Source organism: uncultured Roseovarius sp. (assembly GCF_913057115.1).
GTDB lineage: Bacteria > Pseudomonadota > Alphaproteobacteria > Rhodobacterales > Rhodobacteraceae > Roseovarius.
Map to the genome: position 1 here is coordinate 19,709 of NZ_CAJXNN010000017.1, position 16,165 is coordinate 35,873.

Sequence of the window (16,165 nt, forward strand, 5' to 3'; positions counted from 1 at the left end):
AACGCCATGAGAACCGGACGATGCGAATGTGGCCAAGTGGCCTTTGAGGTTGACGAGGTCCGAGACACGGTGACCATATGCCATTGCAGCCAATGCCGTCGGACGAGCGGCCATTTGTGGGGGTCCACCCATGCGCCATTCGCCGCGCTCCGGTTGACACGGGACGACGGGCTTCGGTGGTATGCCTCATCCGAGATCGCCAAGCGGGGCTTTTGTCAGTTCTGCGGGTCCAGCCTTTTTTACCGGATGAACGGTGAAGACGGTATCGGCATCGCCACGGGCTGTTTGGATGACACGCGAGGCCTGGCTGTCAGCAAGCATATCTTCACCGACGACAGGGGTGATTATTATGATCTGGCTGAGGCTCCGGAAACCTAAGCGTATTCCTCGGCCCTTTCGAGCCGCGTCATCAGCAGCCGCGCCACGCAAACGGCCAGCAAAACGCCCGTCAACAAGGGCAGGGGCGTGCCGTCAAAGGCCAGACCCACGGGGATCGTCAGGATGACCGAGCCGACGGTCGCCAAGGCCCCCACGACACTGGCCGCCATGCCCGCCACATGGCCCAAGGGTTCCATCGCCAGCGCGTTGATATTGCCCAGTGTCAGGGCCGCTTGAAAAAAGATCGTGGTTTGCCAAACAAGATAGACCGGAAAGCGCAGCCCTTCGGGCAGACCGACAAGGAAAAGGCCAAGCACCAGCGCGGTAAACCCGATTTGCAGGCCCAAGGTGACCGAGATCATCCGGCGCATGCCCAAGCGCATCACAAGTGCCGCGTTCAGAAGGCTGCCCGTGCCCGCACAGATCGCCATCATGAAGAACCAAAGCGGGAATTGATCGGCCCGGTCGAAGGTGACTTCGAAAAGCTGCTGGATTGAGCTGATCGAGCTGAAAAGCGTGGTCAGGCAGAGGGTCTGCACGGCGATGGAGATGCGCACCACCCTGGGGGCCAAAACCGCGCGCAGGGCCTCGATCAAGGCCTTTATGCGAAACGGGCGACGGGCCTCGGCTGGCAGGGGTTCGGCCAGTCGCAGGGTGAGCCAAATACTTGTGATCGTTGCGAAAATCAGGAAGCTGGCGAAAATCCCGCGCCAACCGGTAAGCGCGATGATCCCGCTGCCCACCAAGGGGGCCACGGCGGGGGCGAGGGTGAACACCATCATCACGAAGCTGACGATCCGGGCCATTTCGCGGCCTGAATAGAGGTCACGGATAATGGCCAGCGGCACCACCCGCGCGGTGGCCGCGCCCAGCCCCTGAAGCACCCGGGCGGCCAGAATCAATTCCAGCGTCGGGGCCATGGCGGCCAGCGCCGCACCGGCCATGTAAACCGCGGCCCCCCAAAGGATGACCCGTTTGCGCCCGAAGCTGTCCGACAGCGGCCCGGTAAAAAACGTGCCCACACCAAGACCAAGGATGAAGGAGGTGATGATCAATTGCGCGCGGTTCAGCGCGTCGGGTGTCAATTCCTGCCCGATGCGGGGCATGGCGGGCAGCATGGCGTCAATGGAAAAGGCCACCGTGGCCACCAGCATCGCCATGAGGGCCACGAATTCGACGCGGCCCGGGGTTTGGGCGCTCATCGCTCGGAGCTTTCGGGCGTGTCGGGGTCGTTGGCGGCTTCGGGCTCGGCCTCATGGTCCGGGTGGCGATGGCCCAACCGCGCGATGAGCCATTCGGTATGCTCCTCGCGCTTGCGCACCGCGAAAGCACCAAACTGCTGGATTGCCACGGCGAAGATGCCAAGTCCCACGAGAATAAAAACCGTGGTGCCGATCTTGCCCATCGGCGTGGCGGGAACCAATTCGCCGTACCCAACGGTGGAAAGGGTCACGACCGTGAAGAAATAGCTGTCGAGCCACGACCAGCCCTCGACATGGTGAAAAAACACCGTGCCTCCGGCGATGATCAACACCAGCATCCCCAGAAGGGTCAGGGCTTTGGCTCCGCGCATGGGGTTAGCCTTCCTCGGTCATTTGGCCGGTGATCTCGTCGATCACCTTGATCCACAAGTCAGGGTCCTGCGCCCCGGGTACCGCATGTTGACCATTGACGATGAAGGTGGGGACCGAGGTAATGCCCATCTCGCGGAATTGCTTGTCGCGCTCAAGAATTGCCTGCTCATCAGCATCGCTGTCCAGAAGGCGGCGCACCACGGCGGCGTCCATTTCCAACCCATCGGCAAGATCGGCCAGAACATCGCGGTCGCCAATATCGCGGCCTTGCTCGAAATAGGCTTTGAACAGCGCCACGGCCATGGCCATTTGCCGGTCTTCGATGCCTGCCCAATGGATCAGGCGGTGCGCGTCCAGCGTGTTGGGCGTGCGTGCGATACCTTCGAAATTGATGTCGAGGCCCGCCTCCTTGGCTTTTTCCACCACCGGCAGATAGGCCTGCACCGCGCCGTCCTGCCCGCCGAACTTGGCCTCTAGGTATTCGCGGCGGTCCATGCCCTCGCGCGGCATGTCGGGGTTGAGCTGAAAGGGGTGCCATTCAATGGTGAAGGGGTGATTGGGGCGCTCGGCAAGCGCCTTGTCCAAAAGGGTTTTCCCGATGTAGCACCAAGGGCAGATCGGGTCGGAGATGATATCAAGTTTGACCATGTTGGGCCTTGTAGATCGGCCGCAATGCGCGACGCAGGAGTTTTCCGTTGGCGCCGGTCGGCAGCGCATCGAGGTGGTAAAAGCCGCGCGGGCGTTTGTAGGCGGCAAGGTTTTGGGTGACGTAGTCCTCAAGCGCGGCGGGATCAACCGGGTCGGGCGCGGTGTAGAAAGCCATGATCACGCGGGCGTCCTGTTTGACCTCGATGTCGGTCACTGCCGCTTGGGTGATGCCGGGGAAGGCATTGAGCACCGCTTCGACCTCCAGCGGAGAAACCCGAAAGCCGCCCGCATTCATCATATCGTCGGCGCGGCCCAGATAGGTGATGTCGCCTTGCGCATCCATCATACCTTGGTCGCCGGTGAGGAACCATTCGCCCTGAAACTTGTCGCGGGTGGCGTCTTCGGCCTTGAGGTAGCCCAGCATCAGGCCCGGATCGGTTTGATGGACCGCAATCGTGCCTTCCTCGCCAATCTCAACCGGGCCATTGTCACCGATCACGGCCACGCGCCGTCCCGGTTGCGGGCGGCCCAAAGTGCCGGGGGTGGCCGGATGGTCGGGGCTGGCCGAAATGAAGGTGGAACATTCCGACATCCCGTAAGCCTCGTGAATGGCGGTGCCTGTGGCCTTCTCCCAGTGCTGGCGGATGGTGTCGGAGAGTTTTTCACCGGCGGCCAAGCCATGCCGCAGTTTCGGCAGCGACAGGGGATTGCCCGTCAGCATTTTGCGGTAAACGCCGGGAGCGGCGGCAAAGATCGTCGCGTCATGGCGTTTGAGCAGCAGGGGCAGTTGCGCAGGTTCGATCCCCGCCTCAGGGATCAGGGCCGTGGCGCCCATCGTCCAAGGGTCCATCAACCCCGTGCCCAGCGTATAGGTCCAGTTGAAGGCCCCGGCGTGCAAAAGGCGATCCTCAGCGCGCAACCCGTACCAGCCCTGCATCATCATCTGCCGCGCCCAGATCGCGCGATGCGCGTGGCACACGGCGCGCGGCACGCCCGAGGTGCCGGAGGTATAGATGATATAGGCAAGGCGGTTGGGGTCGCCCATGTCGAAACCGGCGGGAGGCAGGTCGCGCATCGCCTCGAGGTCGGCTTGGTCGAGGATCGGCACATCCGTGTCGGGGCAGGCGATGCCGGGGCCACGCAGGATAAGCGCAGGCTCCAGCGTATCAATCATCTTGGCCACTTCCGGCGCGGTCAGCTGGCTTGAGGTGGGCACCGGCACGAGGCCCACGGCAATCGCGCCCAGGTAAGCGATGGGAAACTCCACCGTATTGCCAAGCCGCATCAGGACCCGGTCACCGGGTTTGAGGCCCATCTGCAAAAGCCCGGTGCCGGTGCCAAGCACAGCCGCCTTCAGGCGCGCATAGCTCCAGCGCTCCGAGCCACTCAGCCGCAAAACGGCCAGAGCGATCTTGTCAGGCGCGTCATCGGCCCGGCCCAGCACATGCGCGGCCAGATTGAAGGGCGCGGGGCAGGGGGGAAGAACATCGGAATGGCTTTCAGACAGCATGCCCATGGCTTAGGCCGCGTGTCCCTGAGTTGCAAGTGGCCCGGCCTCTGCGTATAGGGTTGAACATGCAGAAAACGACGCCCGAAAACCTGATCCGTGTCGCCCGTGAAAACGGCCAACAGGAAGCGGCTGAACCGCTCAACCTTGGCGAGCGGGTGCGCGAGTTGCGCACCGCGCGTGGCTGGACACTGGAACAGGCGGCCAAACAAGCGGGGCTGGCGCGCTCGACCCTGTCCAAAATCGAAAACGGGCAGATGTCTCCTACCTACGAGGCGCTGAAAAAGCTGGCCGTGGGTTTGGAGATTTCCGTACCGCAGCTTTTCACCCCGCCGCAGCGCGAACAGGTCAATGGCCGAATGTCGGTGACCAAGGCGGGCGAGGGCACGCATCAGGCCACCGCCACCTATGAGCACGAATTGCTGGGCGAGGCTCTGACCAAGAAGCAGATGCTCCCTTATCGCGCCCGCATCCGCGCCCGCGATATCGCCGAATTCGACGGCTGGGTGCGCCATGACGGCGAAGAGTTTCTTTATGTCCTCACCGGGGTCGTGCGGCTTTATACGGAATTTTACGAACCCATCGAGATGCGCCGCGGCGACAGCGCCTATTACGACGCCACCATGGGGCATAACGTGATCTCGGTCAGCGACGAGGACGCGACGATCCTCTGGGTGACCTCGCTGGTGTGAGGCGCGCAAGGGCTTTGCAAAGCCCTTGGCCCTGTTGCAACCGGTATGTTTACCGCCCCGGGATCAGACCCCGAGGGCTGAACCGCAGCACCAGCAGCAAGATCACCCCCATGGTCAGCAGGCGCATATGCGCCGCACTTTCCAGAAGGTGTTCTTTCAGGGCGCTGCCCTCGGACAAGGGGGCGGTGACAGTTTGCAAGACCCACAGGCCCATCGGCTCCACCTGCACCCAGAGAAACCAGATCAGGAAACCGCCCAGCACCGCCCCGAAATTGTTGCCCGATCCGCCGACAATCACCATTACCCAGATCAGGAAGGTGAAGCGCAGCGGTTGGTAGGATGTCGGGATGAACTGCCCGTCCAACGTGGTCATCATCGCGCCGGCGATCCCACAGACCGCACTGCCAAGGATGAACACCTGCAAGTGCCGGCGGGTGACGTCCTTGCCCATGGCCCGCGCGGCGGTTTCATTGTCGCGGATGGCGCGCATCATCCGGCCCCACGGGCTATTCAGGGCCAATTGCGCAAGAAGCAGGATCACGATGAGCACCACGGCAAAAAGCGCCGCATAGCCCAGTTTCACACTCAGCGACGAGGCGGTCACGGGGTCAAACCCCAGTCCCGTCACCCGATCCACGAAGCCGGGATCGTTCTGCAAATCGACCTCGTAAGGGACCGGGCGCGGCAACCCGTTGACGTTCTTCACGCCGCGCGCCAACCAATCCTCGTTTTTCAGAACGGCAAGGATGATCTCGGCAATCCCGAGCGTCGCAATCGCCAGGTAATCACTGCGCAGCCCGAGGGCCGCCTTGCCGATGATCCAAGCGGCCCCCGCGGCCAAAAGCCCGCCCACCGGCCAGGCCATCAAGACCGGCAGGCCAAGCCCGCCAAGATATCCCGTGGCGGCCGGGTTCACGTCCTCGACCGCCTCGACACCAAGGTCGAACACTCCGCGATAGGCAAAGAAACCGCCAACCAGGATGACGAGCATCACAAGAACGCGCAGGCGTCCGGCGGCCATACGATTGTAGGCCAGCCCCGCCGCCACGATCACCGCCGCGCCAAGCAGCAAGCCGGCGAGGACGTTGATACCTCCCGCCGCCCAGGCCTCGGGCACCGGCGGCATCGAGACCAGAACCGCCGCCAGACCGCCAAGCGCCACGAAGCCCATGACACCGACGTTGAACAACCCGGCAAATCCCCATTGCAGGTTCAGGCCCAGCGACATGATCGCGGAAATCAGCCCCATGTTCAGGATCAACAGCGCCGTGTTCCAGCTTTGCACAAAACCGGTGCCGACGATCAAAAGCGCCACCAGCGCGAAGAGGCCCGTGTTTTTCACGCTCTCGCTCATACCGCTTTCCCCCTGAAAAGGCCCGTCGGGCGGAACAGAAGCACGATCAGCAGGATCACGAAGCTGACCGCGAATTTATAGTTGGTCGACAAAAGCTGCACCAGACCATCCGGCTCCAGCGCCTCGGGTGTCAGATAGGTCAGCACCTTTTTCCACGCATAAGTGATCATCACTTCCGAAAAGGCGATGACGTAGCCACCGGCAATGGCGCCCAAGGGGCTGCCCAACCCCCCAACGATCGCCGCGGCAAAGACCGGCAGAAGTAGCTGGAAATAGGTGAAGGGCTTGAAACTCTTGTCCAGCCCGTAAAGTGCACCCGCCACCGTGGCCAAAGCGGCCACGATCAGCCAGGTCACCATCACCACCCGGTCAGGGTTGATCCCCGACAAAAGCGCCAGATCCTCGTTGTCGGAATAGGCCCGCATGCTCTTGCCCGTCCGCGTGCGGTTGAGAAACCAGAACAACAGCGCCACGACGATCACCGCCGTCACCACGGTGATGCCTTGGGTGGTTTTCAGGGCCAGCCCCTCGCGCAGCCCTGTCATCTCCTTGAAATCCCGGGCCGAAATGATGAAGCGTTCGCCATCGGCGAACCGCTGGTCCCCGGGGCCGATGATGAACCGGACAAGGCCATTCATGATGAACATGACCCCGATCGAGACGATCACGAAGATCACCGGCTTGGCTTTCTGATCGCGGTAGAAGCGATAGACCAGCCGGTCGGTCACCAGAACCAGAGCCATACAGGCCATGATGCCGAAGGGCAGGGCCAAAAGCGCCGTGGGCAGCGGGCCGAAACTCACGCCCCCGGCTTGCAACCCCCATGTCACGAGGATCGTCACCATGGTGCCGAAGGCCATGGTGTCGCCATGGGCGAAATTGGAAAACCGCAGGATGCCGTAAATCAACGTCACGCCAAGCGCGCCAAGCGCCAACTGGCTGCCATAAGTCACCGCCGGGACCAGCACAAAGTTCGAAAGCGCCACGATGGCGTTCAGAAAATCGATCATTTCCGGCATTCCCCATGATATCGCATCACAATTCCCCCTGACAGCGACCGCTGTAGCGCTTGCCGCGATTACCCCGATACAAGAAGGCTCCGTCGGCCTGCACGATCATCTCATGACGTTCGAACAAGGGCAGGGTCAGCCGTGTCTCATGCGCCCTGTGCGCAAGCTCGGCCCGATATGGCCCCTGCCGATCGATCCACATGTCCACCCATGCGCCGCGCCGCTTGGCGACGATCGAAAGGGACGAGGGGGCACACATCCGCTCGGCATCGCCTCGGCATTGCGTCTCGGCCACGCAGGTCAGCGCCATGACGGGCCCGGCGACCGAAACCGCCACCAATACGGCGGGGATATGAAATCCACCTCTCATCCGCCAAGGAAACTCTGGCGGACCTCGGCATCGGCCAAGAGTTCCTTGCCCGATCCCGTATGCGCATTGCGCCCCTGCACCAGAACATAGCCCTTGTCGGCAATCTCCAGCGCCTGACGCGCGTTCTGTTCCACCATCAACACCGGCAAGCCGGTGCGCGCCACCTCGATGATGCGGTCAAAAAGCTCATCCATCACGATGGGGCTCACCCCGGCGGTGGGCTCATCCAGCATCAGGACCTTTGGCTGGGTCATCAGCGCCCGGCCGACGGCCACCTGTTGCCGTTGCCCGCCCGAAAGCTCGCCCGCCGCCTGCGCGCGTTTGTCGCGCAATATCGGGAACAGCTCGAAGACCTGCTCCATGGTCCCCGAAATGTCGTCCTCGCGAATGAAGGCCCCCATCTCAAGGTTCTCCTCCACCGTCATCGAGGTGAAGATATTACTGGTCTGCGGCACAAACCCCATGCCATGGCGCACCCGCTCCTGCGGGCTCAGCGCGGTGATGTCCTGCCCATCCAGCCGCACCTGCCCCTCGCGCAGGTCAAGCATGCCGAAAACCGCCTTCATCGCGGTGGATTTGCCCGCCCCATTCGGTCCGACAATCACGGCGATCTCGCCACGATCCACGGCAATCGTGCAGTCATGCAGGATATCCGGCCCACCCCGGCCATAGCCACCGGTCATCGACTCACCGATCAAGAAGGGATCACTCACGGCCCATCCCTTCTTCTTCTGTTCTGAAATATCCCGGGGTGTTTGAGGGGCAGAGCCCCTCATTCCAACAAACCTGAGTGGCGCAGCCACGCCTTTGGATCACATCGCTCACGCGCCCACCTGTTCTTTATTCTTCAGTCCCGTGCCCAGATAGGCCTCGATCACCGCCTCGTTGGCCTTGATCTCCTCCAACGTGCCCTCGGCCAGAACCTTGCCCTCGGCCATGCAGATCACCGGATCACAAAGCCGGCCGATGAAATCCATGTCGTGTTCGATCACCACGAAGGTATAGCCGCGCTCGCGGTTCAGCTGCTGGATCGCTTCACCGATGGTCTTCAAAAGCGTGCGGTTCACACCCGCGCCAACCTCGTCCAGAAACACGATCCGGGCATCCACCATCATCGTCCGGCCCAGTTCCAACAGCTTCTTCTGACCGCCCGAAACCTCGCCCGCCTTGTGGTCGGCCAGATGCTCGATGGTCAGGAATTCCAGAACCTCGTCGGCCTTGGCCTTCAACGCGCGCTCTTCGTCGGCAATCCGCTTGCGCCCGAACCATGTGTTCCAAAGCCGCTCACCCGATTGCCCGCCCGGCACCATCATCAGGTTCTCCCGGCAGCTCATCGAGGCGAATTCATGCGCAATCTGGAAAGTGCGCAAGAGCCCCTTGTGAAACAATTCATGCGGCGGCAGCCCGGTGATGTCCTCGCCCGCCATGGTCACCCGGCCCGAGGTGGGCGGCAAAACCCCGGCAATCACGTTGAACAGCGTCGTCTTGCCCGCGCCATTGGGGCCGATCAACCCGGTGATCGTGCCTTCCTCGATGCGCAGGCTCGCGCCATCCACGGCGTGAAACCCGCCGAAATGCTTGTGCAGATCTTCGACGACGATCATGCAAGTCCCCCCACAACGGCCATATTGGCCGCCATTTATCGTTGGAACGGCCCCGCATATCCTACGGGGCCGCCCGATACCTCAGCTTTAAAAGTCGATCAACGGTATTTGACCGTTTCGATCTTGCCGTCTTCGAAAATGATCTCGCGGTAGTTGCCCGCCGATTCACCCGGGCCAATCAGTTCCACCGCAGTGGCGCCGACGTAATCGACGTCACCACCAGCCGCGATGATCTCCAGCGCCTTGCCCAACTCGCCGGGATAGATCTTTTCACCGGGCGCATTCGCCACATCCATCACGTGGTCTTTGTAATCCCCCGGTTCGACCGACCCGGCGGCCTGCATCGCCATCATGATGAGGGCGGCGGCGTCATAGCTTTCCGGCGCGAAGGGCGAGGTGGCTTCGAAACTGTCGCCGACCATTTCCTGGAACTTGGCCACGCCGGGGCTGTCGGTGCCCGGGTGCTGGCCGGTCGACCCGTCAATCTCGTCGCCGAAGTTTTCCTCCAGGGCGGTGCCGATCATCCCGTCGGGGAAATGGAAGGTATCGAATGCGCCTGAATCCAGCGCCGAGCGGACGATCCCGCTGCCGCCCTGATCGACGTAACCGGCTACCACAAGCAGATCGCCACCGCCCGAGGCCAGCGCGCCCACTTCAGCCGAATAGTCGGCCTTGCCATCCTCATGCGCGGCATTGATGGTGATCGTGCCGCCCTTGTCCTCATAGGCCTTGGCGAAACTGTCGGCCAGACCCTTGCCATAGTCGTTGTTGGTATAGGTCAACGCGACTTCTTCCATGCCGCGCTCCATCAGGATCGTCGCCATGACCTCACCCTGCCGGGCATCCGACGGGGCGGTACGGAAAAACAGGCCGTTGTCCTCGGCTGTCGACAAGGCGGGCGAGGTCGCCGAAGGCGATACCATGACAACGCCATTCGGCACCGCCACGTTCGACAGGATCGCGCCGGTCACGCCCGAGCAATCCGCGCCCATGATACCCTTCACCCCTTCCGAGGTGATCAGGCGTTCCGCGGCGGCGCTTGCAGCACCGGCGTCGATACAGGTGCTGTCGGCCCGCACCGGCATGACACTCATTCCATCCAGCAGCTTGCCGCTCTCGGTGACCTCGCTCATGGCCATTTCGGCCCCGGCCGCCATATGCGGCGTCAGCGATTCGATCGGCCCCGTGAAGCCAAGGATGATGCCCAGCTTCACCTCGTGATCATCGGCCTGTGCAGTCCCGGCCAAAAGCGCGGCAGCGGCGGTTGCGGTCAAAAGTTTTTTCATGTCGTTATCTCCCTGTGGAACGCTTTTCCACAGGGCAGCGTATGAGTTGCGCGTCAAAACGCAAGTGGATTCAAAATCACCGCGCCGTCTTGCGTGATTTGACCTTGGGTCACCGCGACCCCATCTTCAAAGGCATGTTTCGGTTTCAAAAGGACATCACCATGCCCCGCATCGCCCCGGTCATTGCCCTCGTGCTTGGTTTCAGCCTCGGCACCACAGCGCAGGCCATGGATAGCAGCGCAGGCCCGCTCGAAGTCACGCCGATCGCAACCGGGCTCGACACCCCCTGGGCGGTGGACACCCTGCCAAATGGCGCGATCCTGATCACCGAACGCAGCGGTCGGCTGCTCGTGGTCCACGACGGTCAAGCCCGGGATGTCCCCGGCGTCGGTCGCATCGCCGCACGCGGGCAGGGCGGCTTGCTCGATATCCTCGTTCCCAGGGATTTCGCCAAAACGCGAGAGTTGCTCTTCACCTTTTCGAAGCCACAACAGGGCGGAGCAGGCACCGCCCTGGCTCGCGCGACGCTCTCCGATGATCTTGCCCGTCTCACCGATTGGCGCGTACTGTGGGAGTTGACACCCGGTTCCGCCGGTGGGCGACACTTCGGCTCGCGTCTGGTCGAAGCGCCGGACGGCACCCTGTTTCTGACCGTGGGCGACCGCGGCGACCGTCCCTCGGCCCAGGACCTTACCCGCGAGAACGGCTCGGTCCTGCGCCTCAACCGTGATGGGAGCGTCCCCGCGGACAACCCCTTCACCAGCAGCCAAGCCGCGCAGCCTGAAATCTGGTCCTACGGACATCGCAACCCGCAAGGCGCGGCTCTCGGCCCGGATGGCGCGCTTTACACCGTCGAACACGGTGCACGCGGCGGCGATGAGGTCAACCGCATTACCAAAGGCGCCAATTATGGCTGGCCGGTGATTTCCTATGGCCGCCACTATTCGGGCGCCAAGATTGGCGAAGGCACCTCCAAAGAGGGCATGGAACAACCCGTTCACTATTGGGACCCTTCGATCGCGCCATCGGGCATGATGTTCCATAATGGACAGGAATTCCCCGAATGGCGCGGGGATGCCTTTATCGGATCGTTGAAGTTTGACCATATTTCACGACTGTCCGGGAACCCCCTGCGCGAGGTCGAGCGCCTGCAATCTCCCGAAACCCTGCGGGTGCGCGACGTCATCCAAGGCCCCGACGGCGCGATCTGGTTCCTGTCCGAAGGGCAGGGCGCGCTGTACCGGATCACCACACCCTGATCTTCATCTTTCCAAAAATACTCTGGGGGTGAGGCCCGTCTTGCAAGCGCTCTGGGAGAGCGATTGAGGGCCGAACGGGCGGAGCCCCGGCAAGCGCCCGAAGGGCGACGGGGGCAAAGCCCCCAATCGGAACCGGGCGGCCTTACACCGAAAGCCGCGCCGCCTGCGCGCCACGCTCGCGGTAGGGCGTGGTATTGTAATGCGCGCGGTAGCACTTCGAGAAATGCGAGGGCGAGGCAAAGCCACAGGCCAGCGCCACGTTGATCACCGTCATATCGGTCTGCATCAACAGGTTGCGGGCCTTTTGCAGGCGCAATTCCATGTAGTAGCGCTTTGGGCTGCGATTAAGATAGCGTCGGAACAGCCGCTCAAGCTGTCGCGTCGACATGCCCACATCCTTGGCCAGGATAGAGGGGCTGATCGGCTCCTCGATATTGGCTTCCATCATCTGGATCACCTGGCTCAATTTGGGGTGGCGCACACCGATTCGGGTCGGCACCGATAGCCTCTGCGTATCCTGGTCGGTGCGGATCGAGGAATAGATCAACTGATCGGCCACCGAATTGGCCAGTTTCTCACCATGGTCGTCGGCAATCAGCTTCAGCATCAGGTCAATCGAAGAGGTGCCACCAGCGGTGGTCATCCGGTTGCCATCCACCACGAAGACCGATTTGGTCAAATCGACCTCGTCGAATTCTTCCATGAAACTGTCGTGGTTTTCCCAGTGGATCGTCGCCCGCTTACCATCCAAAAGCCCGGCCCGCGCCAAGGTATAGGCAGCCGTGCACAATCCACCCAATCGCAGACCGCGCCGCGCCTCGCGTCGAACCCAATTCAGCAGTTTCTTTGTCGTGGATTTCTGGACGTCGGCGCCACCACAGATCAGGACCACGTCATCGCGGTTCAATTCGCACAAAGGCCCATCCACCTGGAAACGCGATCCGCTGGAGCACGACACCATGCCCTCGTCATCGGCGTCCCCGGTGATAAACCACTCGTAGAGGGTTTGGCCCGCCATGCGGTTGGCAATCCGCAAGCTATCGACAGCCGACGCAAAACTCAGAAGCGTGAAATTCTCAAGCAACACAAAGACAAAGCGCTTGGGCGCGCCCGGCGCCTCGAGTGCAACTGTTGATGTCTGCGTGGCCATCTGACACAACTCCCGACCGTGGACCTATGGAATCCCTAGCGCAAAGCCTGTTTCACGAACACCCCGTCTTGGCAAGGGTGAAGGCGGAAAAACGCATGAAACGGTAGACTCCACATATGGTCTCTTGTCTTTCGATTTAGTATAGACAGTTTTCGACTGTCTTTAAGCGGAGAATGACAATGAGCAAATGGCAGAAATCCGACTGGCGCAAGAAACCCCGCGTTCAGATGCCGGATTATACCGATGCGGCCGCCCTGGCAAAGGTCGAAGACCGCTTGTCTCACTATCCTCCGCTGGTTTTCGCTGGCGAGGCGCGCAAGCTCAAGCGCCAACTCGGCGCGGCGTCGCGTGGCGAGGCCTTCTTGCTGCAGGGTGGCGATTGCGCCGAAGCCTTCGATCAGTTCAGTGCCGATGCCATCCGCGACACCTTCAAGGTGATGCTGCAAATGGCCATGGTTCTGACCTACGGTGCCAAGGTTCCGGTGGTCAAAGTCGGCCGCATGGCGGGCCAATTCGCCAAACCGCGCAGTGCCCCCACCGAAACGGTCGATGGCGTGGAACTGCCCAGCTACCGGGGCGACATCATCAACGAGTTGGATTTCACGCCCGAGGCGCGCATCCCGAACCCCGAAAAGATGCTGCAAGCCTATACACAGGCGGCGGCCACGCTGAACCTGCTGCGCGCCTTTTCGACGGGCGGCTATGCCGATGTGCATCAGGTGCACCAGTGGACGCTTGGCTTTACCGAAGGTGAGAAAGCCGAACGCTACCGCGATCTGGCCAACCGGATCACCGACACACTGGATTTCATGAAGGCCGCCGGCATCGAGAGCGATCAGGCCCATACCCTGCAATCGGTCGATTTCTACACCAGCCATGAATCGCTCCTGCTGGAATACGAAGAGGCGCTTTGCCGCCTCGATTCCACCTCCGGCAACTGGCTGGCAGGCTCGGGCCACATGATCTGGATCGGCGACCGCACGCGGCAGCCCGACGGCGCGCATGTGGAATTCGCCCGTGGGGTGCTCAACCCCATCGGTCTCAAATGCGGGCCGACCATGGAAAGCGAAGACCTCAAGCGCCTCATGGCCACGCTCAACCCCGAGAACGAGGCCGGACGCCTGACCCTGATCGCGCGCTTCGGCGCGGGCAAGGTGGCAGACCACTTGCCGCGCCTGATCCGCACGGTCAAGGAAGAGGGGGCGAATGTGGTCTGGGTCTGTGACCCGATGCATGGCAACACGATCAAATCCGCCACCGGCTACAAGACGCGGCCCTTCGATAGCGTGCTGCGCGAGGTGCAGGATTTCTTCGCCGTCCACCGCTCCGAAGGCACCACCCCCGGCGGTGTGCATTTCGAGATGACCGGGCAGGACGTGACCGAATGCACCGGCGGCATGCGCGCGGTGAGCGAGGAAAACCTCTCCGATCGCTACCACACCGCCTGTGACCCACGCCTCAATGCCAGCCAATCGCTGGAACTGGCCTTCCTCGTGGCCGAGGAACTGTCGAACCTGCGCAGCAGCCGCGAAGCCGCCGCCCAGGCAGGCTGATCCAGCACCGCAGCTGACGGAAAGGCCGCGCCCAAAGCGCGGCCTTTTGTTATTTCACGATGCGCAGGTAAGGCCGTTCCGAAGGATGCGACACAGGGGCGACTGGCGCCACATTGGCCGCAAGGGAAAAACCGTCCACCCCGATTGGCCGCGTTTCAATCCCGGCAATGCGAAACCGGCGCGGCGTACGCCCAATCGGCCCTTGGACCACCAAACACCCAAGCGCACGGCTGACATCGCCCATATCGCTGCGCAACGGCAGCAAAAGCATCCGCCCGGTCAACGCGGGGCGGCCAAAACCACCCTCGGCCTCAAGCGCTACCGTAACCCGTGCGGGCCGGTCGAAAAGCTCCACCAACCCGGAGGCAAAACGTTCACGGTCTTGCGGCGCGATCAGGCAGGACAGCGGCATCGCCCGCACCTCCATGCCCATGATATCGGAAAGATGCATCCCGGCGATCCTGAGCCGTGCCATGCCCGACGCGACCCGCTCACAGACGAAGGCATTGGACAAAAACGCCTCGATTCCGCGCGGGTCGATCTGCGACCGGTAGGGGATATCGCCATCGGGGCACTTGCTGGCCCAATACCCCTCGAAACTGGTCAAGTCCGCGGTCCGCTCCGGCTCTTCCATCCGGCGAAACGGGGTCACCCCATTCAGTTCACGCAACTTGTTTTTGACATCGTCCAACATCGGCTCACCCTTGCCTTTACCTCTACGCCCCCAAGCACGGGCCCTGTCTTGGCCCCACCATTCTTTTGCCACATTTCGGTCAGAATCCCTCAAACATTCTGAACAATTGGTTAATGCCGCCGCGCCTTGCCAGCACGCGCAAGACGCTCTAGGACGTGAAAACCCAAGGCCCGGAGGACCCATGCTCAGATCAATGACCGCATTCGCCAGCGCCAAGGGCGCGACCGGGGGCTTCAGCTGGACTTGGGAATTGCGCAGCGTCAACGGCAAGGGGCTGGACCTTCGCCTGCGCGTGCCCGATTGGATCGAAGGGCTGGAAGCGGCCCTGCGCGCAGGGCTGTCAAAGGCGCTGACACGCGGCAACGTCAACCTGGCCCTCCGGGTGCAGGCCGAGGATCAGACCGGGCGCTTGGCACTCAATGCCGGACAATTGCATGACGTCCTGACCGCCATGGCCGAGGTGGAGGCCCAAGCCATGGACCGTGGCCTGTCGCTGGCACCCGCTACCGCTGCCGATATTCTGGGTCTGCGCGGGGTGCTGGATGCCGGGGCAGGGGCACAGGATACCACGGCCCTGCGCGCGGCCCTTCTGGAAGATTTCGAGGCGCTGCTTGCCGCCTTTGTCGAGATGCGCGAGACCGAAGGTGCCGCTTTGAAGGAGGTGCTGGACGACCAGTTGGATCAGATCGCCACGCTGACAGAACAGGCTGCGAAGGCCGCCGAGGCCCGCCAGCCTGAAATGCAAAAGGCCACCCGAGCGGCGCTTGTCCGGGTGATGGAAAATACCGACGGCGCGGATGAGGCGCGCGTCGCGCAGGAACTGGCGCTGATTGCCGTGAAGGCCGATGTGACCGAGGAAATCGACCGCCTGCGCGCCCATGTGCAGGCAGCCCGCGGTCTACTGGCCCAGGGCTCCCCAATCGGGCGAAAAATCGACTTTCTGTCACAAGAGTTTAATCGTGAGGCCAATACATTGTGTTCCAAGGCGCAGAATGCCGGGCTCACCAGTGTCGGGCTCGACCTCAAGGCCGTGATCGACCAGATGCGCGAGCAGGTACAGAACGTTGAATAGGCGGCAAATGCCCC

17 protein-coding genes are annotated in these 16,165 nt (G+C 62.2%); 5 read left to right on the forward strand and 12 right to left on the reverse strand.

All coding sequences use genetic code 11. From position 1 onward, the window contains the following. The first annotated feature begins 6 nt into the window (after window positions 1-6). Window positions 7-378 (forward strand): GFA family protein, encoded by a 372-nt coding sequence (locus QZ498_RS08960; RefSeq protein WP_294621548.1) that lies wholly within the window; start codon window positions 7-9, stop codon window positions 376-378. Here QZ498_RS08960 and QZ498_RS08965 read toward each other — a convergent pair. The 4 genes from QZ498_RS08965 to QZ498_RS08980 are packed head-to-tail and all read right to left on the reverse strand — an operon-like array spanning window position 375 to window position 4,110. Further along, window positions 375-1,580 (reverse strand): MFS transporter, encoded by a 1,206-nt coding sequence (locus QZ498_RS08965; RefSeq protein ID WP_294621549.1) that lies wholly within the window; start codon window positions 1,578-1,580, stop codon window positions 375-377. The two genes, QZ498_RS08960 and QZ498_RS08965, sit on opposite strands and share 4 nt — an antisense overlap. Then, window positions 1,577-1,951: a potassium channel family protein gene (locus tag QZ498_RS08970; protein ID WP_294621551.1), complete on the reverse strand. Its 375-nt coding sequence runs from the start codon at window positions 1,949-1,951 to the stop codon at window positions 1,577-1,579. Before QZ498_RS08970 ends, QZ498_RS08965 begins: the two co-directional genes overlap by 4 nt. Window positions 1,952-1,955: 4 nt before the next feature. Further along, the gene (locus QZ498_RS08975) at window positions 1,956-2,600 is read right to left on the reverse strand and encodes a DsbA family oxidoreductase (protein WP_294621552.1); all 645 of its coding nucleotides are present in this window, start codon (window positions 2,598-2,600) and stop codon (window positions 1,956-1,958) included. Then, window positions 2,587-4,110, reverse strand: coding sequence for a class I adenylate-forming enzyme family protein (locus QZ498_RS08980; RefSeq protein ID WP_294621602.1), 1,524 nt, complete (start codon window positions 4,108-4,110; stop codon window positions 2,587-2,589). The genes QZ498_RS08975 and QZ498_RS08980 overlap by 14 nt, the downstream gene beginning before the upstream one ends. Window positions 4,111-4,175: 65 nt before the next feature. Between QZ498_RS08980 and QZ498_RS08985 the strand changes: the two genes are divergently transcribed. Continuing rightward, the gene (locus tag QZ498_RS08985; RefSeq protein WP_294621553.1) at window positions 4,176-4,799 is read left to right on the forward strand and encodes an XRE family transcriptional regulator; all 624 of its coding nucleotides are present in this window, start codon (window positions 4,176-4,178) and stop codon (window positions 4,797-4,799) included. A gap of 49 nt (window positions 4,800-4,848) precedes the next feature. Here the strand turns inward: QZ498_RS08985 and QZ498_RS08990 are convergent, their stop codons facing one another. The 6 genes from QZ498_RS08990 to QZ498_RS09015 all read right to left on the reverse strand — a co-directional run bounded on the left by QZ498_RS08990 (window position 4,849) and on the right by QZ498_RS09015 (window position 10,423). Then, the gene (locus QZ498_RS08990; RefSeq protein WP_294621554.1) at window positions 4,849-6,153 is read right to left on the reverse strand and encodes a branched-chain amino acid ABC transporter permease; all 1,305 of its coding nucleotides are present in this window, start codon (window positions 6,151-6,153) and stop codon (window positions 4,849-4,851) included. Next, window positions 6,150-7,160: a branched-chain amino acid ABC transporter permease gene (locus QZ498_RS08995; RefSeq protein WP_294621603.1), complete on the reverse strand. Its 1,011-nt coding sequence runs from the start codon at window positions 7,158-7,160 to the stop codon at window positions 6,150-6,152. Before QZ498_RS08995 ends, QZ498_RS08990 begins: the two co-directional genes overlap by 4 nt. Window positions 7,161-7,188: 28 nt before the next feature. After that, window positions 7,189-7,533 (reverse strand): hypothetical protein, encoded by a 345-nt coding sequence (locus QZ498_RS09000; protein WP_294621555.1) that lies wholly within the window; start codon window positions 7,531-7,533, stop codon window positions 7,189-7,191. Next, window positions 7,530-8,216: an ABC transporter ATP-binding protein gene (locus tag QZ498_RS09005; protein WP_294621604.1), complete on the reverse strand. Its 687-nt coding sequence runs from the start codon at window positions 8,214-8,216 to the stop codon at window positions 7,530-7,532. The genes QZ498_RS09000 and QZ498_RS09005 overlap by 4 nt, the downstream gene beginning before the upstream one ends. A gap of 138 nt (window positions 8,217-8,354) precedes the next feature. After that, window positions 8,355-9,137 carry an ABC transporter ATP-binding protein gene (locus QZ498_RS09010; RefSeq protein WP_294621556.1) on the reverse strand — a complete coding sequence of 261 codons (783 nt, stop codon included), beginning with the start codon at window positions 9,135-9,137 and terminating at the stop codon, window positions 8,355-8,357. Window positions 9,138-9,235: 98 nt separating this feature from the next. Continuing rightward, a complete protein-coding gene (locus tag QZ498_RS09015; RefSeq protein ID WP_294621558.1) occupies window positions 9,236-10,423 on the reverse strand; it encodes an ABC transporter substrate-binding protein in 1,188 nt (395 codons plus the stop codon). 161 nt (window positions 10,424-10,584) lie between these two features. Between QZ498_RS09015 and QZ498_RS09020 the strand changes: the two genes are divergently transcribed. Then, complete coding sequence (locus tag QZ498_RS09020) at window positions 10,585-11,682, forward strand: PQQ-dependent sugar dehydrogenase (RefSeq protein WP_294621559.1); 1,098 nt, start codon at window positions 10,585-10,587, stop codon at window positions 11,680-11,682. Window positions 11,683-11,824: 142 nt separating this feature from the next. On the opposite strand, the gene QZ498_RS09025 is transcribed toward QZ498_RS09020, so the two are convergent. Beyond that, entirely contained in the window at window positions 11,825-12,832 is a 1,008-nt protein-coding gene (locus QZ498_RS09025) for a GlxA family transcriptional regulator (RefSeq protein WP_294621560.1), read from the reverse strand. Between the two features lie 179 nt (window positions 12,833-13,011). Here QZ498_RS09025 and QZ498_RS09030 point away from each other — a divergent pair, with 179 nt between their 5' ends. Beyond that, complete coding sequence (locus tag QZ498_RS09030; protein ID WP_294621561.1) at window positions 13,012-14,385, forward strand: class II 3-deoxy-7-phosphoheptulonate synthase; 1,374 nt, start codon at window positions 13,012-13,014, stop codon at window positions 14,383-14,385. 49 nt (window positions 14,386-14,434) lie between these two features. On the opposite strand, the gene QZ498_RS09035 is transcribed toward QZ498_RS09030, so the two are convergent. Next, a complete protein-coding gene (locus QZ498_RS09035) occupies window positions 14,435-15,079 on the reverse strand; it encodes a PAS domain-containing protein (protein WP_294621562.1) in 645 nt (214 codons plus the stop codon). Window positions 15,080-15,260: 181 nt separating this feature from the next. On the opposite strand from QZ498_RS09035, the gene QZ498_RS09040 reads away from it, so the two are divergent. Further along, window positions 15,261-16,151 (forward strand): YicC/YloC family endoribonuclease, encoded by an 891-nt coding sequence (locus QZ498_RS09040; RefSeq protein WP_294621563.1) that lies wholly within the window; start codon window positions 15,261-15,263, stop codon window positions 16,149-16,151. The last annotated feature ends 14 nt before the right edge of the window (window positions 16,152-16,165 follow it).